The sequence below is a fragment of the Paenibacillus praedii genome (assembly GCF_049725345.1).
In the GTDB taxonomy this organism is placed as follows: Bacteria; Bacillota; Bacilli; order Paenibacillales; family Paenibacillaceae; genus Pristimantibacillus.
The window spans coordinates 89,718-115,036 of the sequence record NZ_JBMWAM010000013.1 but is presented as its reverse complement, the minus strand read 5'-3'; the positions used below and the strand labels follow the sequence as shown (position 1 = coordinate 115,036).

General features: G+C 48.9%; 27 protein-coding genes and 1 other annotated feature. All 27 genes read right to left on the bottom strand.

Features of this window, described 5'->3' with window-relative positions; translation table 11 throughout:
• Window positions 1-9: 9 nt before the first annotated feature.
• Window positions 10-645: a Holliday junction branch migration protein RuvA gene (ruvA, locus tag ACO9K6_RS13850; protein WP_424768154.1), complete on the bottom strand. Its 636-nt coding sequence runs from the start codon at window positions 643-645 to the stop codon at window positions 10-12.
• Window positions 642-1,145 carry a crossover junction endodeoxyribonuclease RuvC gene (gene ruvC, locus ACO9K6_RS13845; protein ID WP_424768153.1) on the bottom strand — a complete coding sequence of 168 codons (504 nt, stop codon included), beginning with the start codon at window positions 1,143-1,145 and terminating at the stop codon, window positions 642-644. Before ruvC ends, ruvA begins: the two co-directional genes overlap by 4 nt.
• 146 nt (window positions 1,146-1,291) lie before the next feature.
• Window positions 1,292-1,930, bottom strand: coding sequence for a BofC C-terminal domain-containing protein (locus ACO9K6_RS13840; RefSeq protein ID WP_424768152.1), 639 nt, complete (start codon window positions 1,928-1,930; stop codon window positions 1,292-1,294).
• Window positions 1,931-2,074: 144 nt separating this feature from the next.
• Window positions 2,075-4,117 carry a LysM peptidoglycan-binding domain-containing protein gene (locus ACO9K6_RS13835; RefSeq protein WP_424768151.1) on the bottom strand — a complete coding sequence of 681 codons (2,043 nt, stop codon included), beginning with the start codon at window positions 4,115-4,117 and terminating at the stop codon, window positions 2,075-2,077.
• Between the two features lie 184 nt (window positions 4,118-4,301).
• Entirely contained in the window at window positions 4,302-5,174 is an 873-nt protein-coding gene (gene pheA / locus ACO9K6_RS13830; protein ID WP_424768150.1) for a prephenate dehydratase, read from the bottom strand.
• Window positions 5,171-6,148 (bottom strand): homoserine kinase, encoded by a 978-nt coding sequence (gene thrB / locus ACO9K6_RS13825; RefSeq protein ID WP_424768149.1) that lies wholly within the window; start codon window positions 6,146-6,148, stop codon window positions 5,171-5,173. The genes pheA and thrB overlap by 4 nt, the downstream gene beginning before the upstream one ends.
• 5 nt (window positions 6,149-6,153) lie before the next feature.
• Window positions 6,154-7,440 (bottom strand): homoserine dehydrogenase, encoded by a 1,287-nt coding sequence (locus tag ACO9K6_RS13820; RefSeq protein WP_424768148.1) that lies wholly within the window; start codon window positions 7,438-7,440, stop codon window positions 6,154-6,156.
• Between the two features lie 24 nt (window positions 7,441-7,464).
• Window positions 7,465-7,902 carry an ACT domain-containing protein gene (locus ACO9K6_RS13815; protein WP_424768147.1) on the bottom strand — a complete coding sequence of 146 codons (438 nt, stop codon included), beginning with the start codon at window positions 7,900-7,902 and terminating at the stop codon, window positions 7,465-7,467.
• 135 nt (window positions 7,903-8,037) lie between these two features.
• Window positions 8,038-9,363, bottom strand: a complete 1,326-nt coding sequence (gene obgE, locus ACO9K6_RS13810) for a GTPase ObgE (protein WP_424768146.1) — start codon at window positions 9,361-9,363, stop codon at window positions 8,038-8,040.
• Between the two features lie 13 nt (window positions 9,364-9,376).
• Window positions 9,377-10,114: a Spo0B domain-containing protein gene (locus ACO9K6_RS13805; protein WP_424768145.1), complete on the bottom strand. Its 738-nt coding sequence runs from the start codon at window positions 10,112-10,114 to the stop codon at window positions 9,377-9,379.
• Window positions 10,115-10,231: 117 nt separating this feature from the next.
• Entirely contained in the window at window positions 10,232-10,543 is a 312-nt protein-coding gene (gene rpmA / locus ACO9K6_RS13800; protein WP_046229372.1) for a 50S ribosomal protein L27, read from the bottom strand.
• A gap of 87 nt (window positions 10,544-10,630) precedes the next feature.
• Entirely contained in the window at window positions 10,631-10,969 is a 339-nt protein-coding gene (locus tag ACO9K6_RS13795; RefSeq protein ID WP_424768144.1) for a ribosomal-processing cysteine protease Prp, read from the bottom strand.
• A 12-nt stretch (window positions 10,970-10,981) separates the two neighbouring features.
• The gene (gene rplU, locus ACO9K6_RS13790; RefSeq protein ID WP_424768143.1) at window positions 10,982-11,293 is read right to left on the bottom strand and encodes a 50S ribosomal protein L21; all 312 of its coding nucleotides are present in this window, start codon (window positions 11,291-11,293) and stop codon (window positions 10,982-10,984) included.
• Window positions 11,294-11,308: 15 nt separating this feature from the next.
• Window positions 11,309-11,398, bottom strand: a sequence feature (ribosomal protein L21 leader region).
• 86 nt (window positions 11,399-11,484) lie between these two features.
• Window positions 11,485-12,732 carry an Rne/Rng family ribonuclease gene (locus tag ACO9K6_RS13785; RefSeq protein WP_424768142.1) on the bottom strand — a complete coding sequence of 416 codons (1,248 nt, stop codon included), beginning with the start codon at window positions 12,730-12,732 and terminating at the stop codon, window positions 11,485-11,487.
• Window positions 12,733-12,769: 37 nt separating this feature from the next.
• A complete protein-coding gene (locus tag ACO9K6_RS13780; RefSeq protein WP_424768141.1) occupies window positions 12,770-13,651 on the bottom strand; it encodes a M50 family metallopeptidase in 882 nt (293 codons plus the stop codon).
• Window positions 13,644-14,492 (bottom strand): peptidoglycan DD-metalloendopeptidase family protein, encoded by an 849-nt coding sequence (locus ACO9K6_RS13775; RefSeq protein ID WP_424768140.1) that lies wholly within the window; start codon window positions 14,490-14,492, stop codon window positions 13,644-13,646. The genes ACO9K6_RS13780 and ACO9K6_RS13775 overlap by 8 nt, the downstream gene beginning before the upstream one ends.
• A 164-nt stretch (window positions 14,493-14,656) precedes the next feature.
• Window positions 14,657-15,802, bottom strand: coding sequence for an FtsW/RodA/SpoVE family cell cycle protein (locus tag ACO9K6_RS13770; RefSeq protein ID WP_424768139.1), 1,146 nt, complete (start codon window positions 15,800-15,802; stop codon window positions 14,657-14,659).
• 7 nt (window positions 15,803-15,809) lie between these two features.
• Window positions 15,810-16,601, bottom strand: coding sequence for a septum site-determining protein MinD (gene minD / locus ACO9K6_RS13765; protein ID WP_424768138.1), 792 nt, complete (start codon window positions 16,599-16,601; stop codon window positions 15,810-15,812).
• A gap of 3 nt (window positions 16,602-16,604) precedes the next feature.
• Window positions 16,605-17,270: a septum site-determining protein MinC gene (locus tag ACO9K6_RS13760; RefSeq protein WP_424768137.1), complete on the bottom strand. Its 666-nt coding sequence runs from the start codon at window positions 17,268-17,270 to the stop codon at window positions 16,605-16,607.
• Between the two features lie 65 nt (window positions 17,271-17,335).
• The gene (mreD, locus tag ACO9K6_RS13755) at window positions 17,336-17,860 is read right to left on the bottom strand and encodes a rod shape-determining protein MreD (RefSeq protein ID WP_424768136.1); all 525 of its coding nucleotides are present in this window, start codon (window positions 17,858-17,860) and stop codon (window positions 17,336-17,338) included.
• Window positions 17,857-18,741: a rod shape-determining protein MreC gene (gene mreC, locus ACO9K6_RS13750; RefSeq protein ID WP_424768135.1), complete on the bottom strand. Its 885-nt coding sequence runs from the start codon at window positions 18,739-18,741 to the stop codon at window positions 17,857-17,859. Before mreC ends, mreD begins: the two co-directional genes overlap by 4 nt.
• 35 nt (window positions 18,742-18,776) lie before the next feature.
• The gene (locus ACO9K6_RS13745) at window positions 18,777-19,808 is read right to left on the bottom strand and encodes a rod shape-determining protein (RefSeq protein ID WP_424768134.1); all 1,032 of its coding nucleotides are present in this window, start codon (window positions 19,806-19,808) and stop codon (window positions 18,777-18,779) included.
• Window positions 19,809-19,848: 40 nt separating this feature from the next.
• Window positions 19,849-20,538, bottom strand: coding sequence for a RadC family protein (gene radC / locus ACO9K6_RS13740; RefSeq protein ID WP_424768133.1), 690 nt, complete (start codon window positions 20,536-20,538; stop codon window positions 19,849-19,851).
• A gap of 56 nt (window positions 20,539-20,594) precedes the next feature.
• Window positions 20,595-21,221: a Maf family protein gene (locus tag ACO9K6_RS13735; protein WP_424768132.1), complete on the bottom strand. Its 627-nt coding sequence runs from the start codon at window positions 21,219-21,221 to the stop codon at window positions 20,595-20,597.
• A gap of 61 nt (window positions 21,222-21,282) precedes the next feature.
• Window positions 21,283-21,525 carry a DUF4321 domain-containing protein gene (locus ACO9K6_RS13730; RefSeq protein WP_424768131.1) on the bottom strand — a complete coding sequence of 81 codons (243 nt, stop codon included), beginning with the start codon at window positions 21,523-21,525 and terminating at the stop codon, window positions 21,283-21,285.
• A 61-nt stretch (window positions 21,526-21,586) separates the two neighbouring features.
• Window positions 21,587-23,032, bottom strand: a complete 1,446-nt coding sequence (locus ACO9K6_RS13725; protein WP_424768130.1) for an SPOR domain-containing protein — start codon at window positions 23,030-23,032, stop codon at window positions 21,587-21,589.
• Window positions 23,033-23,917: 885 nt separating this feature from the next.
• Window positions 23,918-25,312 carry a UDP-N-acetylmuramate--L-alanine ligase gene (gene murC, locus ACO9K6_RS13720; RefSeq protein WP_424768129.1) on the bottom strand — a complete coding sequence of 465 codons (1,395 nt, stop codon included), beginning with the start codon at window positions 25,310-25,312 and terminating at the stop codon, window positions 23,918-23,920.
• Between the last annotated feature and the right edge of the window lie 7 nt (window positions 25,313-25,319).

Below are 25,319 nucleotides of genomic sequence, written 5' to 3'. Positions count from 1 at the left end.
CTCCCTCCATCAGCCTTTAAAGAGCTGCTGCAGCGCTCGCTTCATCAAGGAGTCTACTGTTTCCTCTGCCGTTACGCTGCTTTGCAGACCGTTCCACGCCCGATCTAGCTCAGCGGCCGTATAGCCGAGAGCAGCAAGCCCCTCCCGCGCATCCTGCCAGGCCGTTCCTGCACCTTGTCCGGAAGTGCCGCTTGCTGACAAATCCAGTGGGATTCCTGCAGCTGTCAATAAGCCGCCATCAAGTCCTGCGCCGATCAGCTTGTCCTTCAAGTCCAGAATCATGCGCTGCGCAGTCTTCTTTCCAATTCCTGGAAGCTTCGTCAGAAAGGCTATATTTTCTTGCTGAATGGCGGCAATGACCGCATCCGGACGACCGCCTGACAAAATCCCTAAAGCGACGCGCGGGCCAATGCCAGTCACCTCGAGCAGCTTGCGGAACAGCGTCTGCTCCTCTCTCGTCTCGAACCCGAACAATAATATCGCATCCTCGCGCACGTTATGATGGATATATATGGTCACTTGCTCTTCCTTTTTTGCGAAGGCATAAGGATTAGGAGTAAAAACCCGATAGCCTACATCTCTAACGTCCAGCACGATATACTCTGTTTCATAATGAACGACAAGGCCCCTCAAAAAATCGATCACGTATGCTTCACCTCATTCATTATTCCGGTCATGACTGAAGAATGCGCATGACAAATCGCTATCGCAAGAGCATCCGCCACATCGTCCGGCTTCGGCACAGCAGATAGGTTAAGAAACATCTTTACCATTTCCTGTACCTGCTTTTTCTCTGCTTTGCCGTATCCGACTACCGCCTGCTTGACTTGCAGCGGTGTATATTCTCCAATGGACAGGCCTCGCTGTGTTGCTGCCAATATGACTACTCCTCGTGCCTGCGCTACGTCAAAGGCTGTCGTTACGTTGCGATTAAAAAAAAGCTTTTCTATGGCTACAGCATCCGGCTTGTATTTATCCATTAATGCGCACGCAGATTCATATACCTGCAGCAAACGCTGCTCAGATGGCGTATGGGCTTTCGTCTGAATAGACCCATATTGCACAGGCGTCAACTTATGACCAATTTTATCGATGAATCCAAAACCAACTATAGCAATACCAGGGTCGATACCAAGAACGCGCAAAGGGCCATCTCCTCAAAATAAAGCATCCTATCTATTATAGCAAAAGTTGGAGAGAATGAGAACGCGCGTTTGATATTTAGGAGAATAAACGCAAAACGAAGACCATACTGTTGAAGTATGGTCTTCGTTCGCCCTTAGCTGTAAAGCTAGTAAGAACGCTTCATAACGTTTTTGTTATACTCAACCGCAAAGTCGCTGTAGGTCGACAAAACACTGTTGTATTCGTCGATATCACTGATCCGAATCCCTTTCACAAGCTGGTCCAGCTTATCTTGAGGCAAGCTGCTTTCCATATAGCGCACATCCAACTGAAAAAAGGTACGAACAACTTTTTCCTTCTTCGGGATGCCATCATATAGAGTTAAATGACCACTGCTGTTTACTCCCATGTAAGCATTTTCCTTGCAATGCTCAGACAAGTCGTCTACATACTGCTCCAAAAAAACCTCGCTCTTCTCTTCATTCAGCTTAACTTCCCACTCTGGATGAACATCTACAAGCTCTGCGACCTGCTTGCTCATCATCCTGCCAAGCGGCTTCAGCTCTTCACCGCATACATATATACGGCGGAGCTTTACCGATAATGGCCCGTTCTGCTGCTTCAGCATTTGTATTACAGGATTCAACTTGGCGTCTGGCGAAGCCGCCGCAGCAGTCTCTCCTCCATAGCCAAGGACTAGCGGACCAATAAGTAAGCCTATTAAAATGGTGCCAAGTGTCCATAACGGACGACGGTTGCGGCGAAGACGCTTTTTCAAGTTTTTCCAAAGGCTGAATTCCATCATAAGGAAGACCCCTTCATTATATTTTTTGATAGTGTGCTCCAATATTACATCATTATTCAAATTCCCTCCTAAAAAATAAAAAAAAGCTTCCGCCCTCTATTTCTAGAGGTTGCAAAAGCTTTAACTTGCATCATTTTTTTCGTATTACCGATTTATCCACGGCGGGTTGCCGCGTTTTTTTGGTTTGCTTGTTACGGTGCGGATAACGGCTTTTTTTACCACTTTCCGTTGTTTCTTCAATTTCTCAGTCTTTGGCGTTTCTGAGCCTGACACGTTAGCTTTACTCGTATCTTCGCGATGTCCGTTGCAGCCACAATCGGATTTATGAGGATGGTGGCCTGCACCAGCCGTTTGCGGCCACGGTTGATAAGGAGGATAAGCTGGCAAGCCTGCAGTTGGATAGCCGTAGCCGCTTAGCTCAGGCCCTGCATTTGCCGGTGATACCATGCCATGTCCGTAGCCGTGTACATAATCATGCTCTGGATACATACTCATTGGTGACACCATGCCTTGGTTCGGCATGGCCGACATTGGCGATACCATGCCCTGGTTCGGCATGGCCGACATCGGCGATACCATACCCTGGTTCGGCATGGCCGACATCGGCGATACCATGCCCTGGTTCGGTATGGCCGACATCGGCGATACCATACCCTGGTTTGGCATGGCCGACATCGGCGATACCATGCCCTGGTTCGGCATGGCCGACATCGGCGATACCATGCCCTGGTTCGGCATGGCCGACATCGGCGATACCATGCCCTGGTTCGGCATGGCCGACATCGGCGATACCATGCCCTGGTTCGGCATGGCCGACATCGGCGATACCATGCCCTGGTTCGGCATGGCCGACATCGGCGATACCATGCCCTGGTTCGGCATTGCGGAGAACGGCATTACCATTTCTTGGTTCGGCATTGTCGAGAACGGCGACACCATCGCCTCATATGGCATTACTGATAACGGGGATACCATTTCTTCGCTAGGCCATCCCGGCTGTGATGGATAGCTGCCAACAAATACGGTGCCTGGAGGACATTCAAATGGTGCCTCATTCACTTCACCCAGAGGACTTACTGTGTGACCGTAAGGAACCGGCTGCTGCCAACCGCCATGTCCATGTCCATACCCATAGTCATAACCATGAACCATTTGAGCAGGAAACGTCATTGGCTGATAAAAGCCATAACCGCCATGAACTGACTGCTGAATAGGGGAGAACGCTTCTGGCGCTTTAGGCAAATCATACAAAGATATCGCTTCCGTGGCTGGAATACCATACTGCTTAAACAAATCTACATTAGGATTATATTCGGCATGCATCGGCTTCAGCTTTTTCTCTACAGGCTTTTCAATCGGCAGCGCTTTTTTGGCTGTTTCAATAGCTGCAGCCTTTGGCGTCGCTAATGTCGCTGGTGCTGACGGCTTAACAGCAGGAGCTGTTGGCTTATTCTCTTGAACCGGCGCAGCAGGCTTTTTTTGCTCAACCGGTGCTGTTGGCTTATTCTCTTGAATCGGGGCGGCAGGCTTTTTCTCCTCAGCCGGTGCTGTCGGCTTATTTTCTTGAATCGGGGCAGCAGGCTTTTTCTCCTCAACCGGTGCTGCCGGCTTTGGAGTAATAGGAGCCACAGGAGCTACAGGCGCGAGCGGGGCAACCTGCGCTTCCGGCACCACTGGTGCGGTTGGCGCTTTGTTTGCATTAGGTGCTGTGGGCGTTTTCCCAAGGATTGGCGCTGTCGAAAGCTTTCCTACCCACCCTTGAACGCCCTGCATAATCGAGCTTGGGTGCAAAGCATGCACGCCGCCACCGCCGCTATGCGCAACAGTCGTTCCCTGCATAACCTCGCCGGCCTTTGGAATGTTCACAATTTCACCGGTAAGCAGTACATTCGGATTTTTCAGCTGGGGGTTTGCCTTGATCATATCCGCAAGAGGGATCCCCCATGCTTTGGATAGCTTCCAGAGCGTATCGCCCTGCTTCACGACATGCTGATGCATGATGTTCATGCCCCCGGCGCCTCCATGACCTCCGGATTGATCGGACGGAATTTTCAGTTTCATGCCGACATCAATTTCATTCGGGTTCGTAATTCCTGGATTCAGCTTCAAAATTTCTTCCAGCGAAACATTATACTTCTGACTTATAAAGTATAGGGTATCGCCTTTTTTGACCATATGAATTTTCACTCGCTGACAACCTCCTGTCACGTTCTGAATAACCAGGCACGGCTAATGCCTGCTATCAATCCTTACATCCTATGCAGAACATGGGCAGGTGTCGCCACTTTAACAGAAAAAAATAGTAAAGCCGAGCTCGCTTTTGGAAGCGAACTCGGCTTTGTACAACGAAACTCATTATATAAAAGCTTTCTTATCTTTTTATGAGCTCTGCGAAGCTAGGATAGCTTCCAAGTATGCGAACCTGGCAGCCAATGGCTTCGATTTCTTGGATCGCTGCAGGCAGCAGGACCGTATCAAGTGCCATTTCAATCTCAATGTAGAAATAATAATTGCCAAGCTTTTTTTTGGTTGGACGGGATTCGATACGACTCAAATTGATTTTGCGCCATGCAAAAGCGGATAGAACCTGATGAAGCGCACCCGGATAGTCCTCCGGCAAAGTGATCAGTATACTTGTTTTCCGTTTCTCGGAATGACGTGCCGTATAAGGCTGCTTTCCAACCAGCAAAAAACGTGTGAAATTATTATTATGATCTGTAATACTGGACGCTAACACATCAAGCTTGGCATTGGCTGCCGCAGTCAATGTGCCTATAGCTGCCCAGCCGGCTTCAGCATTATTTTGAACGATACGAACGCCCTCAGCCGTACTGCTCACTGGCTCTGTTGCCGCATGAGGCAAATACTCCCGTAAAAATTGCAAGCATTGCGCGATCGCAACCGGATGACTTATCACTTTTGTTATACGCGAATAATCCACCTCACCAGAGCCCTTCATAAGGAGCGACTGGTGTCCGATCAGATTTTGGATTGATGGATAAACCCACTCCGCTTGGATGGGCAGGTCCACCTCGTGCACCAGCCAATCCAAATGCAAGCTAACGGAGCCTTCAATCGTATTCTCAATTGGAATGATGCTGTAATCGCTGACGCCGTTCACAGTCGATAAGAACACATCGGAAATAAGCCGATGATATTTCCAGTTCACATCCTCCGCGCCAAAAAAAGTTCTTGCCGACTCATCGGAGACTGAGCCTGCCGGCAATACCGCAATCGTCTTCATGCCTTAACTTCTCCTTTTATCCGGTCCATTAACGGAATTGCGGAATGCGCAGAGCTGTCCTCTACTGTAATGAGCGGCCCATGGACACATGGCGATAACCACAGCGTCTCAGCGCGCATCCCTTCCTGCTTTAGCGTCTGCAGCAAAAACTTCTCCAACGAAGACTTATCTCGGCTGTCGGCATCAACAAACGCAATGAGCGTCGGCCCCGCTCCGCTCAGCGCTGCTCCAAGCGCACCGAACTCCGCCGCGCGCTCCAAAATCGTTGTCATGCCGGGAATTAACGCTGCGCGGTAGGGCTGGTGCAGCCGATCCTTCATCGCATGACGAATCATGCCCAGCTCGCCGTTCGCTAAAGCGGCCACTAGCAAGGAGCTGCGCCCGACGTTGAATACAGCGTCGGCCATGCTGACCTGTGAAGGCAGAGCATGTCGCGCCTTCTCGGTCGACAGCTGGAACGCTGGAATCGCAACAAGCGTATCCAGCTTATGGTGCGGCTCAATCCGCACATAATCAGCGCGCTCGCCGTCCCATGCGGAGACGACAATACCGCCGAATAATGACGCGCCTACATTATCAGGATGCCCTTCCAGCGCGGTCGCCATCTGGAACAGCTTATCATCAGACAGCGGACTTCCGATCAAAGCGTTAGCGGCCACCAATGAGCCAACAATAGCTGATGCGCTGCTGCCAAGTCCGCGTGTTAATGGAATATCGCTGTACATCGTGATAGACAGCTCCGGAACATCCACTCCCGCTTCCTTAAAGACTAGCTGCGCAACCTTATAGATCAGATTGGACTTATCTCGCGGCAGACCCTTCATCTGCTCGCCGAACAGCTGAAACTCGGTGCGCTCAGCCACGCTGAGCTCAATCCATGCGTATAGCGACAGCGCCATCCCAAGCGTATCGAAGCCTGGACCTAAATTGGCGGTGCTTGCGGGTATTTTTACGATGACTCTACGATTATTCATATTCATTAACCTTCAACGCGATATACGCTCTTCACCTTATGAACGACGTCGAGCGATTCGAAATTAGCCAGTACCTTCTGGATCGCCGCTTTGTTCGCGTCATGCGTAATCACAATAATTTCAGCTTCCGGATTGGATGGATTAGGCTGCTGCAGCACAGATTCCAAGCTTACCTCGAAGTCTGCAAATACCTGGGTAATGCGTGCAAGAACGCCAGCGCGGTCCGCAACATGAAGCAGCAAAAAATATTTGGACGAAATTTGCTCGTCTGTTTTCAGCTTCTTCTCTTTATAAGCAAGGCTTCCCTGCATTCCATTTACGCCAAGCTTCAGGTTTTTCACGACAGCTACCAGATCGGATACGATGGATGTTGCCGTCGGAAGCTCACCAGCTCCTGCACCGTAGAACATCGTCTCGCCTACCGCTTCGCCGTACACATACACCGCATTAAACACGCCGTTAACCGATGCGATTGGATGTGACTGCTTCACCATCGTCGGCTGTACGCTAATACTGATAAGATCATCCTGACGCTCTGCGATGCCAAGCAGCTTCACTTCGTAGCCCAGACGCTTCGCATACAAAATATCCTCTTTGCTCACAGAAGAAATGCCCTGCACAGCTACATCTTCAAGCGCAACGTTGGCACGGAAGCCGATCGTCGCAAGAATCGTCATTTTACGAGCGGCATCAAGCCCCTCGACATCCGAAGTCGGATCCGCTTCCGCATAGCCGAGCTCCTGTGCTTCTTTAAGCACATCCAAATAGGATGCGCCTTCCTGGCTCATTTTTGATAAAATAAAGTTCGTCGTACCGTTCACAATTCCCATGATCTTCGTAATGCGGTCAGAGGAGAAGCCTTCAACCAGCGTACGGATAATCGGAATACCGCCGGCTACGCTCGCTTCATACAATACGTCGCAGCGATGCTCATGCGCTTTGGCCAAAATTTCCGGACCGTGCAGCGCCATCAAATCCTTGTTCGCTGTAATGACATGCTTGCCGCGCTCAAGCGCCTCCAGTATTAATTCCTTCGTGTGCGTAATGCCGCCCATCACTTCGACGATAACGTCAATCTCGGGATGACGAATAATTTCCCACGGGTCCTCCGTCAGCTTATCTGCTGAAATCGGAATATTACGCGATTTGCTTTTGTTCTGTACAAGCACCTTCTCAATGACGATCGGCGAGCCAACCTGACTTGCCAGGTCATCCTGGTGTCCCTCTACAATCCGAACTACACCTGTTCCTACAGTACCTAAACCTAATAATCCTACTTTAACCGGCTTCATATATTCCCTCCATAGCTTCTCTTGTTATCCTTGACCGATGACCGATGCTTTACGCACGCCAGCTTGGCTGCGGAGCATATCGACCAGCGCTGACAATTCCCCGGAAAGCTGTGAAATATCAACTGAGATGACGACGTTCGCAAAGCCCTGCAGCGGAATTGTCTGATTCATCGTCAGCACATTTCCCTCCATACTTGCAACCATGCTGAGCACATTCGAGAGTACGCCTGACCGATGCTCTAAATCCATCGAGATAGTTGCGATTCTCTCTCTCTCCAGCTCGTTAAGCGCATAGACGCCATCCTTATACTTATAAAAGGCGCTCCGGCTCAAGCCCGCACGCTCAACCGCCTCATGGACAGTGGCTGCATCGCCCCGGCTAAGCATCTCCTTCACTTGTATCGTCTTTATTATAGCTTCCGGCAAAATGTCCTCCCGAACGACATAATAGCGGTTATTCACTATACGTCCTCCTCAAAAAGACAATTGTTCACCTATAGTGGACATTATATCGAAATAAGTCGTCAGGGGCAATAGGTAAAATGAGAAAAGACGGCATCTAGCCGTCTTTTCCGCATCAATATGTGAAAACAAATTTTATGCATTCGGGTCGTAGTCATTACCTTCAAAAAATTCAAAAGCAAAGTCGCCAATGCGAACCATGTCGCCATCCTTCGCACCCTTTTTACGAAGTGCTGCGTCAACACCCATCTTGCGCAGCGTACGCGCAAAACGCATAACCGCATCGTAGGAATTCAAATTCATGCGTTTCATGTAATTTTCGATGCCTTTGCTTTCGACAACGAACTCTTCATTTTCCTTGTGGATCGTAAAGGTCGTCTCTTCACGCTTCTCATACGTATAAACCTTACGTTCAGCAACGTCCTTCACATCCTCAATCTCTACCTGCTCAGAGACCGTATCAAGCACGTCAGCTGCCTTGTAAAGCAGCTCTTGAATACCCTGCTTCGTTAAGGAAGAGATTGGCACAATCACATATTCACGATCTCCGCGCGCTTCCTCCAGCTGCTGCTTAAACAGCTCAAGCTGCTCTTGTGCATCAGGCATGTCCATTTTGTTAGCTGCAATTATTTGCGGACGCTCAGCAAGCTTCTCGTTGTACAGCACAAGCTCCTCATTAATTTTCAGCCAGTCGTCAAAAGGGTCCCGCCCTTCAGAGGCAGCCATGTCAATGACATGAATAATGACACGAGTCCGCTCCACATGACGGAGAAATTCATGTCCAAGCCCTACGCCCTCATGCGCCCCTTCAATTAAGCCCGGAAGGTCAGCCATGACGAAACTTCGGCCATCCCCGACATCTACAACGCCAAGGTTGGGCGTAATGGTTGTGAAATGATACGCGCCAATCTTCGGCTTTGCTCCAGACACAACCGACAGCAGTGTTGACTTGCCCACGCTTGGGAAGCCTACCAGTCCTACGTCGGCCATTACCTTCATCTCCAGCACGACCCAACGTTCCTGACCTTCCTCGCCGTTCTCGGAAATGTATGGTGCCGGGTTGCTTTGCGTAGCAAATCGAATGTTGCCGCGTCCCCCGCGTCCGCCCTTTGCGATAACGATCTGTTGACCGTGACGTGTCATATCGGCGATAATTTCTTGCGTATCATCGTCAATAATAACGGTTCCAGGAGGTATGCGTACAATCGTATCCTCAGCGCCTGCCCCGTGCATACCCTTTACTTTGCCGCGTTCTCCGCGATCTGCCTTAAAATGCTTCTGATAGCGGAAATCCATCAAGGTTCGCAGACCCTCATCCACTTGGAAAATCAGATCTCCGCCGCGTCCGCCATCGCCGCCTGCTGGACCGCCGTTCTCGACATACTTCTCACGTCGGAAGGATACGATTCCATCACCGCCGTCGCCGCCTTTTACAAAAATCTTCGCTTTATCGACAAACATATTTTGCCCCCGTTCATACGCGCATTTCTGCCCTCAGCAGCACCTTGTCATATGGCTGCTCGAAGCTGATTGGCTGCATTCGCGCGCCTTCCAACTGCTGTTGTATTTTTTGCTTCCATTGTTGCTCATTCATTAACTCGCCTTCATAATAAAAAGCGGCATACAATGCATCATCATCAAGCGACAGCTCCAGCTTAAGAACGGCAACATCCCCGTGGCCCGGCTTCGCCGCAAATCGATAAGCATTAATCGTATGTATAAGTGTATCTGCTATTTGATCGGCTTCCGCCGTTATTTCGTTTAAATATACTTCGCCTTTAATGATAACCTGCAGCTCCAGATTATTCGAAATTGTCCGGAACGATTGAATATAACTAATCAACGAAGGAACGCCTAATTTAGAGATACTGCTCTCAACAGCCATTCTTTCACTTATTTTCTCCACATATTCGATCGTTTTATCCAATTTTTTAAGCCGAATATATCCGTAAAGCACCTGCAAATCATTCATCCAGTCATGCCGATGATGATTAAGCGTTCTTATCGCTGATGTTTGCAGGGAGTCAATTGTCCGCGCAGTCCGCTCTGCATGTTCTTTTCGTTCGGTCCGTATCCAGTAAATCGCAGCAGCAACAAGCCAAACAAGAAATACAGCAGTTAACCACACTTTTGAAGGCCAAATAAGTACAGCAACGCAAGGTAATAAGACTGTTGCGGCCGCATAATACTTCGCCATTGATAAGCGTCCCATCGATTAAACCTACTTTCATTGTATTTCCTTGCTTATCCAGTATATCACGCGTCCAACAAACGGTCATCCAAGCTGAAATAAAAAACCCGGCCTAACGATGCAGGCCGGGATTTTGTATTAAGCTTCTACTGCTGCGGCTACCGGTGCCAGATCAACAGGGTATACGCTCACTTTTTTGCGATCGCGTCCCCAACGTTCAAACTTCACTACGCCTTCTACTTTCGCATAAAGCGTATCGTCTTTCCCGATGCCCACATTGGTGCCTGGGTGAATTTTTGTTCCGCGTTGACGGAACAAGATGCTTCCAGCCGATACGGTTTGACCGTCAGCACGCTTAGCGCCAAGGCGCTTCGACTGCGAGTCACGTCCGTTCTTCGTGGAACCTACACCTTTCTTCGAAGCGAAGAGCTGAAGATTCAATTTCAACATAGTATTTCCCTCCTTCTTAAGGTTTGTGAAGCAAACCTACTCCGTAAGCATAAGCTTAGGTTTGTGAAGCAAACCTACTTCGTAAGCTTACGCTGTAAGAAGTTCATGAATTACGACATGCTTGCCGTAAGATTTGACAATAGTGTCGAGCATAACGACCATCGACTCAAGCAGCAGCTGCATCCGACCATCCGAAGCCTCGTCTGCCAGCACCGGAATATCCGATGACAGCCAGCCGTTCTTCATCTTGTAAGGAAGCTCTTCTCCTGCCAAAGCTTCGATTGCATTGACGGTACCGACCGAAATGGCCGATACGCCCGCGCATACAATATCCTTGCCGGGCTTCGCATATTTAGCATGTCCTTCGACCGCAAATGATACGATTCGTCTGTCAGCGGCTCTCCGCACGATCGTAACATTAATCATAAGAAATTCCTCTTACGCTTGGATTTTCTCGATTGTTACTTTCGTGAACGGTTGACGATGACCTTGCTTGCGACGGTAGTTCTTTTTGGCTTTGTATTTGTAAACAATGATCTTTTGGCCACGGCCTTGCTTCTCGACTTTGCCGGAAACCGACACGCCAGAAACAAGTGGAGTTCCAGTCACAAGACCATCACCCTTGGAAACAGCCAAAACACGATCAAATGTTACGCTATCGCCTGCGTTTGTGTCCAGTTTCTCGATGTAGATTACATCGCCCTCCTGAACTTTGTATTGCTTACCGCCAGTTTCAATAATTGCGAACATTGTTGGTGCACCTCCTTATTTTCGAAGACTCGCCTAATCCAGGTGGCCCACGGCGCGAGCCGCTAACGCTTAAAAACCCGATCGGAGCGGTACTTGTACATCTCGTTAACAATGAAGTACGAGACACACACCTGAACAGTTTATCATACTGTGCAAGCCAATTCAATTGTTTATCTCTTAAAATGACAAATCTATTTCAAATAGGAGTGCCCTTTGCCTGGTTTGCCGCAGCTTGGACAACGATCCCATAGCTGATGAACCGCATTTTCGCGTACCTTTTTCCGTGTCAGCTCCAGTAATCCAAGCCTGGTCCAGCCTAGAATTGAACATTTCGTTTGATCCAGACGCACCTTCTCTGTCATGCTCTGCATCACTTCTGTACGGTGCTCCTCCTGCAGCATATCTATAAAATCTATAATAATGATGCCGCCGACATCTCTAATCCGAAGCAGTCTTGCGATTTCTTCAGCCGCCTCCAGGTTTGTCCGAAATACGGTATCCTCGAGATCCGATGTTCCTGTATACTTGCCGGTGTTCACATCGATAACCGTCAGCGCCTCCGTCTCTTCCCATACGAGATGACCGCCGCTAGGCAAAGCGATACGCCGATCGAAAGCATTAGCAATCTGCTCTGTTACTTGAAAGACTTCGAACAAGGACGCTCCATGCCTGGACTCATAACGTTTCAACCGTTCGAGCAGCTTCGGCGTAAGCTCCTGCAGGAGGGCTGACGCTTCCTCGTAGCTTGATGCATCATCTATCCATATTTCATCAATATCGGGCTTTAACGTATCACGGAACGTTCGCCGCATTAGGCCTGCTTCCCGATGCAATTCTGCTGGCGCTTTCGCCTGCTTCGCACGGGCCTCAATCGCATGCCACAGCTCCCGGGATTGCGACACATCCGTATGGAGAGAAGTCTCGTTTTCTCCTTCTGCTGCCGTACGCATAATAATGCCTTCTTCCTGCTCGCGCAGATTTTCGCCTATAGCGCGCAGCCGTACCCGTTCGCTTTCAGTACTGACCCTCTTCGAAACGCCTACATAATCTGCATGCGGCATATAAACAAGCCATCGTCCCGGCAGCGAGAAATGTGTCGTAACACGGGCGCCTTTGCCGCCAATCGGCTCCTTCAAAATCTGTACGGTCAGCTCCTGCCATGGCCTGACAACCTCCTGGATAGCCGGCTTCTGCTTCGGCTGCTTTTCCAAATGCGGATGCAGCAGCTCATCAATATACAGAAAAGCGTTTTTCGATAGCCCGATATCGACGAAAGCAGCCTGCATGCCAGGAAGCACGTTGACTACGCGCCCTTTATAAATATTGCCAACTAAGCTGCTGGCTTTTGATTTTTCCATAAAAAATTCGACCAGTCTACCATCTTCCAATATGGCGGTTTGCAGCATTTCCCCATGAGCATGCATTAACATTTGCTTCATTCCCGAGCATCACCTGCCAGTAAGCTTTTCATCCATTCTACCTGAAAAGCTCCAATACTGCACGACCTGGATCCCCCCCCGACAGACAATCTTCAACAATTTTCTGCTCCGGCAACACTTTAACCTCTTTGCTAAGGGACTCTGCCATATAAATAAGATGATACCGTTCACGTCGGAATAATCTTGCAACGGATAGAATCGACTGGCTGCCATTCACAATAATTGGACTTGCTAAATGCCCACTCGATAAAGCAACCCTCTCCACCCGCCCCCTATGCATAAGAAAGCGGTAGAACAAATAAGGCACATTCCGATAATACGTCCAGTTCGATACAATCAAAAATAAACCAACAATCATCAAATTGAGTTGAACACCATCTTCATAAAGCAGCAGGGGCAGCAAAGAGACAATAACCATAACTATACTAAATAAAATACTGATTCTAGCCGACCATAGAAGCATATTATAATAATTGACCATATAGCTTAGCGCCGCCTGCAGCAGCTTTCCTCCATCAAGCGGATAAATAGGGAGCAGGTTAAACAATCCGAGCATCACATTCGCTTTCCAAACATACATCGCCCAAGCCGGCTCCCACAGGCCGAGCTCGCCGCAAGCCCAGGCCGCGAGTCCCATCCATACATTTTGCAGCGGTCCGGCGATCGCAACGAGCGCCTCCTCCTTCGCCGGTAATCCGCCGGCCTCCTCGACCTCAACAACGCCTCCGAATGGCAGCAGCTTCACTTCCCGCACCGTCCAGCCGAAGCCGCGCGCCACAATGACATGACCAAGCTCGTGTACAAGAACAAGCAAAAACAATGTGATCAGCTCGGCGAAGAAGCCTGTCATGACGGACCCGATCATGATGATAACGAATAGGGGATGGACGGACCACCTTATTCCCCTCCATTTAATCAATCGGAATCACGCCCATAGGATCGACGTACCGATCATTTTGCTTCACGGCAAAATAAAGCAAGCTAGGCTGTTCGTCCTCCGCCTTCTGCAGCTTGCCGATTGGTTCGCCTGCTTCGACCCAATCATTCACGTTAACCTCGGTAAACCCCAGCTTTCCATACACCGTAACGCGCTGATTTGCATGCTGGATAACTACTGTCGAGCCGTCTTCTGCCTGATCGTTCAACAGCAGCACACGTCCCGTTTCCACAGCAACGACAGGCTGCTCCGACTCACCCGCGAGTTCCACTCCATTAAGCAGCTCCGCAAAGGTTCGAACAAGCGACCCGCCGGCCATTGGAGCTACAATAGGCAGCATAACCGTACCATCCGCTCCGATTGCTGTTTGCGATTCATCCTGAAATATAGGAATAAAGGTAGGAGCTCCTGCGAAATGCTCTTTATACCACGCCGCCGCCGCCGCAAAGTCAATCTCATGCGTTAATGCCTGCTTCACTAGTGATTGCCCTTGAAGTGTCCATTCGTTATCATAACGAAACATGGTCCAAATAGCCGCGAACAGCAGCAAAGCGATAAGAAGCTTCCATTGCAGCTCTTTGCGAAAGGAGTGCTTGACTAGCTTATCATGCGGCTCCCTGCTATTCTGTTTTTCAGACCCTCTGACATAGCTGCGCCTATCAAAAGCTCCTTTATCCTCATTCCAGCTAGCCCAGTGATTAGGATTCGTTTTCCATACCTTCTCGGGATCCAGCTCGCGGGCATCTTCATCAAAATTAGGCTGTTCCCTGAAATCATTCGTTTTCTGCTGTTTCCTATGTTTAAGCTCGTCCCTTGACTGCATACTTCGTTCCTCCCCGCTCCATCGCCACCCTGACGGCTTGTTTATTCATAAATATGAGCGGAAGTAGACAAGTATGCGATCATTGTACAGACAATAGCAGTCATAAAAAAAACTGCTCCCGATACGAACCTTGGTCCGCATATGGAAACAGCTTTTTTCTGGCTTTAATCAGCCAGCTCGTATTTCTCTTGATGCGCCTTGATGCTGAACACGAGTCCGATCGACAGCATATTCAGCAGCAGCGAGGTCCCCCCGTAGCTTATGAAGGGCAGCGTAATACCGGTTATCGGCATAATGCCAATCATCATGCCAATGTTCTGAAAGACCTGGAATACATACATCGATACAATTCCGATCACGATAAAGGAGGCTCGCATATCATAACACTTGAAGGCGATCATAATCATCCGATAAATAAGCAGGAAATAAAGCAGCAGCAGTATGGCCGAGCCCTGGAAGCCGAATTCCTCCCCAATGACAACGAAAATAGAATCAGAGTAGGCGTAAGGAATAAAGCCGCCGTTTTTCATATCGCCCTGTAAAAAGCCGTCGCCACCAAGGCCGCCTGAGCCAATCGCAATTTGCGCATTTTCCGACTGGTGTCTCGCGTCGGCGTCGGCTTGCTCGGGATTTAAAAACGTATTAATTCTCTCATACCAATGCCCTTTGTCATGATCGTCCAAGTAAACATATATCTCTTTATTGAACATATTGAATAAGGTCACAAACAGAATCATACCCGCAATGACAGCACCAAGTCCGATCAAAACATGTGTATATTTCACATTGCCGATCCAGAGCATCCCTAGTACGATCACTAAATAAATAATCGCGTTTCCGAGATCGGGCTGAATCATCACAAGCATAAACGGCAAAAATGAAAATGCAAAGACAGGCAGCAGGTCCTGCGAAAAAGTAAGCGGGTCGCCCTGTCGACGTCCCATGATATAGGCGATGCCAATGATAAGTATGATTTTGACCATTTCCGCAGGCTGGAAGGAAAGACCGCCAATCACAAACCAACCTCTTGCCCCATTAATAATGGCGCCGAAGAAATAAACCAAAATCAGCAAGGAAACGCCAATGCCATATAAGACATACCAGCTTTTCAACACGATTCGATAATCAAACAATGTGGCTACGATAGCGACAAAAAAACCTAACCCGTAATACATCAATTGTCTTGTTTCGGAGCCTGCATACTTAGGTGCATTCGCTGTAGCACTATGAATAACGATAATACTAATCACCATAAGGAATACTAAAATAATTAATATTCCCCAGTCGAGCTTTTTTAGTTTATTTAGCAAAACGCATTCATCCTATTCCAAGGAACTTGCGGAAACGCTTGAACGCTCCGGCCTTCTCATCCAGCAGCATAAGCGGAACCATATCCCCAAGTATGCGGCGCGCGATATTGCGATAGGCAATCGCAGCGCGCGAGTCCGGATTCATAACCGTAGGCTCACCGTTGTTCGCTGCGGTAATCACCTTCTCATCATCCGGGACAATGCCGACCAAATCAACGGCCAGCACCTGACATATTTCATCGATATCCAGCATTTCGCCGTTTTTCACCATATTTTGACGAATGCGGTTAATGACAAGCTTCGATGGTATTTTCTCCTGCTCCAGCAGGCCGATTACACGATCGGCGTCGCGTACCGCGGCATTTTCTGGCGTGGTAACGACAATCGCACGGTCTGCACCTGCAATCGCGTTGCGGAATCCCTGCTCAATGCCAGCCGGACAATCGATAATGACATAGTCATGTTCCTTCTTAAGCTCTAAGATCATATTACGAACCTGTTCAGGCGTCACTGAATCCTTGTCCTTCGTCTGGGCAGCCGGCAGCATATACAGCTCGTCGAACCGCTTGTCCTTCACAAGTGCTTGATTCAAGCGGCAGCGGCCTTCAGCCACATCCACCAAATCGTATATAATCCGATTCTCCAGCCCCATCACGACATCAAGATTGCGAAGGCCGATGTCCGTATCTACCATACATACCTTCTTGCCAAGCAAAGCCAGCGCCGTACCCAGGTTTGCTGAGGTCGTCGTCTTGCCGACGCCTCCTTTTCCTGATGTCACAACAATCGCTTCTCCCATGCCTTACACTCCTTTAAACATAATTGGATTATGCCGTATACGGAATAATTGCGTCAGCTTATCGATCTGCATTCGTCCTTCCTTCAAAAAAGCGAATTCCATAGATGCATCGCCAGTCATCCATTCCTCCGGCGGCCTGCTGATCACATCCGCAATACGCAGCTGCGTTGGCCTCATAAGCGAGGTCGCGATAATGACATCAGTCCTTCCGGTAACTCCTGCATGCGCGACGCCTCGCAAGGCTCCCAGCACGTATATATCTCCCGTACATAATAGAGTTCCTCCCGGATTCAGATCGCCGATTAATAATAAATCTCCGTCATGCTCATAGGTTTGGCCAGAGCGTATGATAGATGTCACAACCTGCAGGTTAGGCTTTTCCCCTTGCTGAGCCTCAAGCGACCGGGCATCTGATTCAACCGATTGAACCATCAGATTACCTTGAGCTTTAATGACAGTCTTGATTCGTTCCTTGTCTTCTTCCGTCAGTTGACGCGAGCCCAGCTTCACATTTACATGCACGAGCGGGCCAGTGAGTAACTGCTGATGTGTCTTCTCAAGCTTGTACTGCAGCTCATCCAAAAGTGCTGAAAACTCACACTTGTCGTCGAGAAGGAACACGAGACCCTCTTTTACGCCTTTTATTATAATATGCTGCCTCTCGGTCACGTTCGTCCCTCCCCAACCTAATGGATTCTTGATAAGAGCAATAAATTCCTGCCTGAGCCGTTAATTTATTCCTCATCCTTATCCGGATTGACTAGAGATTGCCCTTCAAATAATCGTCTAGCCGGAACATAGCAGACAAGCGCGAAAGCAAGCTGCAGGAATAAGCTTGGAAGGATGTGGTTAAGTAAGGCCCATGCATACGTTTCACTAGTAATGCGGAATACTTTATAAATAAAAAATATGGCCGTATCATAAACGATACAAGCAAAGCCGATAATGGAGATCGCCATCATAAGGGTCGCTCGTCGCCGCTCCAGCAGCATGCCTGTAAAATAACCAATAAGCCCCATAACAAAGGCATTCGCCCCCATTAGATGACCGAAATAAACAACATCCTGAAGAAAACCAAAGCTAACCCCAAGCAGAAGCGCGCGGTGACGGCCGCTGTAAAGCGCTGCAAAGATGACCGCTACAAAAATGAAATGCGGAATGATCCGGCTGCCGAAGCCCGCAGGAATGATCCACGGCATCACAGCCCCTTCGATTACGAATAAGAGCAGCATCAGCAAGATGATCCGGTTCATGCTCATTGCTCCGCTTCCTCCAGCTCAGGGACCTGAACGACGAACACCTCTGTCAAATGATCAAAGCTTGCAGCAGGCACAATGGACGCTGTGTAAGTTAATCCGAAATCGCCAACCTGCTTTGATTCTATCGTTCCGATCACAAGACCACGAGGATATACATTTCCGGAGCCCGATGTAATGACTGTATCATAATTTTCCATTTTATCATTTTCCGAAATTTTCGTCATAAGCAGCCTGTTCGTTTCATTGTTATAGCTGCTCAAAATGCCAAATGATTCGTCCTCTCGCCCCAGCACGGTAACCGCAATGGAATTGAAGGTAGGCGACGCTTCATTTAGCTCCGTAATAGGCGTTACCGCAGCGGTAAATGGCGTTACCGAGCTTACTAGTCCAATTAATCCGTCAACCGTCGTGACGGCCATATTGGGTTTGACGCCGTTCCTTGAGCCTATATTAATCAATAACGTTCTGTTGTTCGCATTATTGCTAACGGAAACGACGTGCGCAATCATGTAATTATATTTATACATTTGCTTTTGACGCTCCGTGAACTCCAGCGCTTCCTTCAGACGCACATTTTCTTTCTCAACGAAATTATAATTAATTTTATCTCGCGAGTAGGCGGCAGCCGTTAACCGCAGCTGCTCGTTCTCCTCATAAATCGTGCGAAGATTGCCAATATCCTCAAAGAAGCCCGCTATATAACCAGCGGGCTTGTAAAACCATTGCTGCACGTATGCTGCCGTATCCTTCAGAAATTTCTCCGGCCAGGTTAATTCCTTGCGGTCACTGAGCGAGAAGCCGATGACTGCGATGAACAGAATAAACCCGATCATAAGCATAAACATACGCTTATTTCGCATTAGCTTAAACAGCTCGATCACCCGCCCATTTCATATCCGTTTTTACATTTGATGCACTAGCGTCTCGAGCGAGCCGAGCTGCTCCTAGCTTTGAACAAATGGATGTTGTCCAGCGAACGGCCCGTGCCGATTGCCACACAGTCCAGCGGATTATCAGCTACAATAACCGGCATTCCCGTCTCACGCTGAAGCAGCTTGTCCAGATTGCGAAGCAAAGCCCCGCCTCCTGTGAGTACTATGCCGCGATCCATAATGTCGGCTGACAGCTCCGGCGGACATTTCTCAAGCGTCACCTTTACAGCATCAACGATTGCATTGACCGTATCGGTTAGTGCTTCGGTAATTTCATCGGATGTGATGGCAAGCGTCTTCGGCAAGCCCGTTACAAGATCGCGCCCGCGAATTTCAATAACCTCCGGTTTGTCCAGCGGGAGCGCCGAGCCAATTTCCATTTTCAACTGCTCTGACGTTCTTTCACCGATCATCAGATTGTACTGACGTTTTATATATTGAATAACGGCTTCGTCCATCTCATCACCGGCTACGCGAATGGAACGCGCGGTAACGATGCCTCCGAGTGAAATAACGGCTACCTCAGTCGTCCCTCCACCAATATCAACCACCATGCTGCCTGTAGGCTCCCAAACGGGCAAATCAGCGCCGATTGCTGCCGCAAATGGCTCCTCGATTGTATAGGCCTCACGTGCTCCCGCCTGCTTGGTCGCATCCTCTACGGCACGCTTCTCAACCGCCGTAATGCCTGACGGCACACATACCATCACGTTCGGATGACGCGGAAATAAAGAACGCTGCTTTTGCGCTTGGCGGATAAAATATTTGATCATCGTTGCAGTCGTCTCAAAATCGGCGATAACGCCATCCTTCATTGGTCGAACAGCTCTGATATTGCCCGGCGTTCTTCCAATCATTTTTTTGGCTTGCTCGCCTACCGCTTCAATTGTTTTTGTATCCGTACGTATAGCAACCACAGAGGGCTCCCTTACGACAATTCCTTTTCCTTTGACAAACACAAGCGTATTCGCTGTACCTAAATCAATTCCCAAATCTTTAGAAAAACCACCAAACATGTTGTTACTCCCTTCTAATTGCAACCATCACTTTATTATATTACATATAGCCTTGTTCCTTCAAACTTATGAATCTTCCGTCTCCGACTACCAAATGATCCAGCACCTCAATCCCCACCAGCTCTCCAGCTTCCGCCAAACGCTTTGTGAGCGATATATCCTCCGGACTAGGCGTAGGATCGCCGCTTGGGTGATTGTGCGCACAAATAATGGAAGCGCTGCTGCGCTGAATCGCTGCCCGAAATACTTCGCGAGGATGTACAAGCGATGCATTCAATGTGCCAATCGACAGTGTTTCCCGGCCGATAATATGATTTTTCGTATTTAGAAACAAGCAGACAAAATGCTCCTTCTTCAAATAACGGAGCTCCTCCATAATATAATCCGCAGCATCCTGCGGCTTACGGACGGTTACCGCATCGCCTAGGCGGCTGCGCGTAATTCGTCGGCCCAGCTCGATACCTGCCCGAAGCTGAGTCGCTTTGGCAGGACCGATGCCTCGAATCGCAGTTAATTCTTCCATGCTCATATCCAGTAAATTTCGCAAGCTTCCGCACTGCTTTAAGATGGCGCCAGCCAAATGAAGCGCTGACTGTCTTTGCGTACCCGTTCTCAACAGTATTGCAAGCAATTCAGCATGGCTGAGTGCTTCTGCCCCATATTGCATCATGCGCTCTCTTGGACGTTCTTCATGGGGGACATCACGCAAAATCATATATTGCGGCTCCATGTCCCAATCCCGCCTTTTCAAAAAAAATGATATTTATGGGTATTCTTCCTTAGTTGTCAAAAAACATGAATGTCATAATAAGCGAGCATATCTGACAGCAGAGATAGTGGCAGTCCAACGACATTAAAATAACAACCATCGATCCGTTCCACAAGGGTTGCGCCCAGTCCTTGAATGCCATATGCCCCGGCTTTGTCCATCGGCTCTCCTGTTGCAACATATCGAGTGATCTGCCCGGCACTGAGAGGCTTCATTTGCACCTTCGTCATACGATGAGCGACCATTGCTTCTCCGCTGGCGGATAACAAGCATGCAATGCCGGTATACACCTCGTGGCCGCGGCCTTGCAGACGAGTCAGCATCGCTTTCGCATCATCCACATCCTCAGGCTTGCCGAGCACCTCGCCGTCCAGTACAACAACCGTATCCGAACCAATAATTAACGATGGCTCCGTTTGCTTCTGCTGCAGCATGAATGCGGCTGCTTGCGCTTTGCGAAGGCTAAGCTCCTCCACCACCTGAATAGGCGACCAGGAAGGCTCGAAAGACTCATCTGTATCCGTAGACAAAATATAAACCGGCAAGGAAAGGTCCAGCGATGCGACCAGTTCCTTCCGGCGCGGTGACGAAGAAGCCAGTACCAGCTGGCTTATCGATTCATTGCGTGAGTTTGTTGGCTTCATATTACAATGACTGCTCTCCTTCATACGGTTGACAAGCATCTTAAGGCCTGGGACCGTGGCATTACATTTTGCGGTACAGCCAAATGGCAATTATCGCTCCAATTATACTGAACAAGCTAAGCTGAAGATGAAGCGATAAATTGAAGCTTATGACATGCAGATTAATGGCGGGAGACCATGATGTTTCGATTGCTTTTGTCAAAAAAGAAATACCTTGAACAGGGGCCAGCCATCTAGCGACTAATGCGCCTGCCAGTAAGCCTAATATAATAAAAATGAGAAGAACCCAGCCATTTTTCTTCATCCTTCAACGCCTCTCGCCACGAAATGACATCTTCGTCTATTATACGCATGATAGGATTCGTTTACAATGCGCTGATTGACTTAAACCATTCTTTTTGCACAATGACAGCATTCATCACCTCGGATTGCGTTGACCATAAAAGTGTGCGAGAAGGCTCTTTATCATAATACTGCAAGGCTTTGGCAGCAGTTTGAAGCGACTGATTGAGCTTTTCCAAATACATCTTGCCCTCTTCATCAGATATACCTATTCGCAGCGCTTCCGCATTTTCAGTCCACATGCGGTGCTGTGCCTGCCAGGCCTCAGCCGCTGACTCTCCTAATGAAGATAAGCTCGGCTGCTCCAATTGGGCTAAAGTCAGCTCCTCAAACATACGGATCAGCTCGCTTGTCTGCTCGAAGAAGGCTTGCGCTTCCGCTGCATCGCCTTCATATGGAAATGCAGCTGGAGTGGAAATATTTACTTCCTTAATATAAAGCTGAAGGTCCGGCAGTAGCGCTTGAATCGTCTTCGCTTTATCGCGATCGCTTGCAATTCCCGCGTAGACGCGGTAATCATTATCCCCTGTCATGCCCGCCGCGGCGAATCCCTTCTTGGCAAGCTGATCCAGTGCCGCGTCCCTCCCCTCCGAATTGCTAAATACACCAAATTGAAGCATATAGTACGACTGGTCCAGCCCACTCAGCGCTACTGTTTTTGTATTCGGATCGTTGGATGAACTCGTTTCCGTGCCGGCTGTAGGAAACGTCTCTCCGCTAACCGAAGCTGCCGGCTCCGCATCGTTCGGCATACTGCCTATTACAGGTGCTGACTGCTCCTTCGCGCTGCCTGGCCACAAGGAAGCACCCGTAAACAAAGACAGCAGCAAATAACCAAACAACGCTCCGGTTGCCAATGCTCCCGATACGGATAGAAAAACATTAAACCAGGAAGGGCCGCCAGCGGAACGCCGTGCTCGAGCCGAATGTATCGTGTTCATTCTTGAATGGTCAAACATCATCTCATGCTCGTATCGCTCATTTATCTCATCTCCTTCCGCTGCCTCTAGCTCATCTGACAGCATATCAAGGATAGGCTCAGACTCAGCTGAATGTGCTGAACGATCGACAATTGGTGTGGTCTTCACGCTATGGAGCCGTTGTTTAGCTGTATAAGATTGTTCCTTTATTGATGAATTGGGAGTTGGAGTTGGAGTTGGAGTTGAATTGAAATTGGAATCCGAATTCTTATCCAGATCCGTATCTCGGATCAATTGCTCCAGCGCCCCTATATCCTCTTGAAAGGGACTGTTCCATGGGTTTATCTCGCTGAGGTGATGCTGCTCGATCGAGTGATACAACGGAATAACGTTCATTTTTGCGGCTTTAGAGCTGCTGCCAGGCGCAGTCGTTTGGGACGAGGCCTGATCAGAAGGAGCCTCCTGCTGCTTGATAGAGTTGTATTTCTCCTCGCTAATGGAATTTCCGGCACGGTCAAAGCGATACGTAATACGATTTTTTTGATTCATCTCACTCACTCCTTGTCCCATTCTTCTATTTCTACTCTATGAGACATTTAAGAGATTTAGACCCTAGCCCTGGGAGGGATATCTGCCAAACCTTTAAAGGCTTCTTTCCAAACCTTCAAAGGCTTCTATCCAAACCTTCAAAGGCTTCTATCCAAACCTTCAAAGGCTTCTATCCAAACCTTCAAAGGCTTCTATCCAAACCTTCAAAGGCTTCTATCCAAACCTTCAAAGGCTTCTATCCAAACCTTCAAAGGCTTCTATCCAAACCTTCAAAGGCTTTCGAACCCTCCCAGACCCTCCCTTCCAAGGGAGGGCCCCAAGGGTTGCACCCTCTGGACACCCGCAATTGAAGTAACGTAGATGGGATAGAGACGGTTGTGATTTGCGTTTGCTTAATGCTCGCTTTCGTCCCTGCGGGACACGCTGACTTTATTGTGCGCCTGTTCCGCCTTTTTTTCGAAGTAACTTTTTTGGGACAGAGGCGGTTATGAGCCGCGTTTGCTTAGTGCTCGCTTTCGTCCCTGCGGGACACGCTTGAAGTTTATTGATGGTTGTGCTTCGGTTGCTTCCTGCATTTAGATGAAGGCTGCTCCGGAGGAGCATCTGCAGCTCTTTTCAAAATTCGTTGCTGGCATTCTTGGGGATTTCGGCAGTTATCTCGAAAGCGGGGAAATTAATGGATTTATTACCCTTCGTTATGATAAAAGAGGGACACACAGCAGTAAAGGAAACTACATGGAGACAGGCTTCTGGGATTTGGTCGATGATGCAGAAAGCGCAGCGTCATTATACGGCAATCGGCAACTAACATTTTCCGAAAATATAAAATGCCCACTGATTCCAAAGTGGAATCCTTGGGCATTTTACGATTCATGACTTGTGTTTCTAAAGACCTGCTTTCAACGATTTCGCCAGCGCATCCGCTACCTTCCAGATGTCGCCTGCGCCCATTGTGATAACCAGATCTCCGGGAGAGACTCGTTCGGTCAAATATGCGAGTACCTCTTCCTTCGTCGGAATATACTCGGAATTCGCATTGCTGTTGCTCTTGATCAGATCCACCAGCTTACGCGAGTCTACTCCTTCAATTTGCTGCTCGCCGGCCGGAGAGTAAATATCAGTAATAATCACTTCATCCGCTTCAGGAAACGCCCGGCTGAATTGCTCGAACAAGAAAAACGTCCGGGTATAGCGCTGAGGTTGGAACACCGCTATAATTCGTTTGCCTGTTGCTTTGGCCGCGCTGATCGTTGCTCTAATCTCCGTTGGATGATGAGCATAATCGTCAATGACCAGAATATCATTTAATTCGCCGAGCACCTGGAAGCGGCGCTTAGCCCCTCTGAAAGATTGAATCGCTTCTGCGATTTTCTCGAAAGGCAGGCCCGCTTCAAGACACGTAATAATCGTCGCCATTGCATTATACACGTTATGACGGCCTGGAACGGAAAGCTCCACCTTTCCAAGCTTCGTCCCGTGATAAGTCATCGTGAAAGCAATCTTACGGTCACCAAGCTCAATGTTTTCCGCTTTGTAATCCGCATCACCGTCAATGCCATAGGTTAGAAGCTGCGACCGATCTACGCTCCCATTATATACCTGCGGAATCAGTTCGTTAACCGTCTCGTCGTCAGCGCACACTATCGCTCTGCCGCCTGTTTTCACCTGCTGCAAAAATTGAACATAAGCTGCCTTCAGCTTTCCGAAATCGCCATCATAGTTTTCTAGGTGATCAGGCTCAATATTCGTAACGATAGCCAGCGTTGGGTGGTATTGCAAAAACGAACCATCGCTCTCGTCCGCTTCAGCAACAACATATTCCCCTTTTCCGGCTTTCGCATTTGTCCCGACATTAACGATTTCCCCACCGATAATATACGTTGGATCCGCATCGCATTTCTCCATGACAAGCGCAATCATCGAGGAGGTCGTCGTTTTGCCATGCGCGCCGGCAACCGCCACTCCTTTGCCCGCATTCATCAATCTTGCCAGCATTTGAGAACGGTGCAGCACTGGAATGTTAAGCTCCTCTGCCGCCTTCCGCTCCACATTGTCCTTGGAGAGCGCCGTGGAATATACGACCAGATCGGCCCCCCTCACATGCTCAGGCTGATGACCAATAAAAATGCTTGCTCCATTCGCTGCAAGCTTCTCCGTTAATTCTTGACAAGCGACATCAGAGCCGGTAACTTTGTAGCCCATCTCGAGCATGACGCGGGCAATGGCACTCATGCCGTAACCGCCGATTCCGATGAAATGAACGTGTTCTGCTGTATTCAAAGACGGT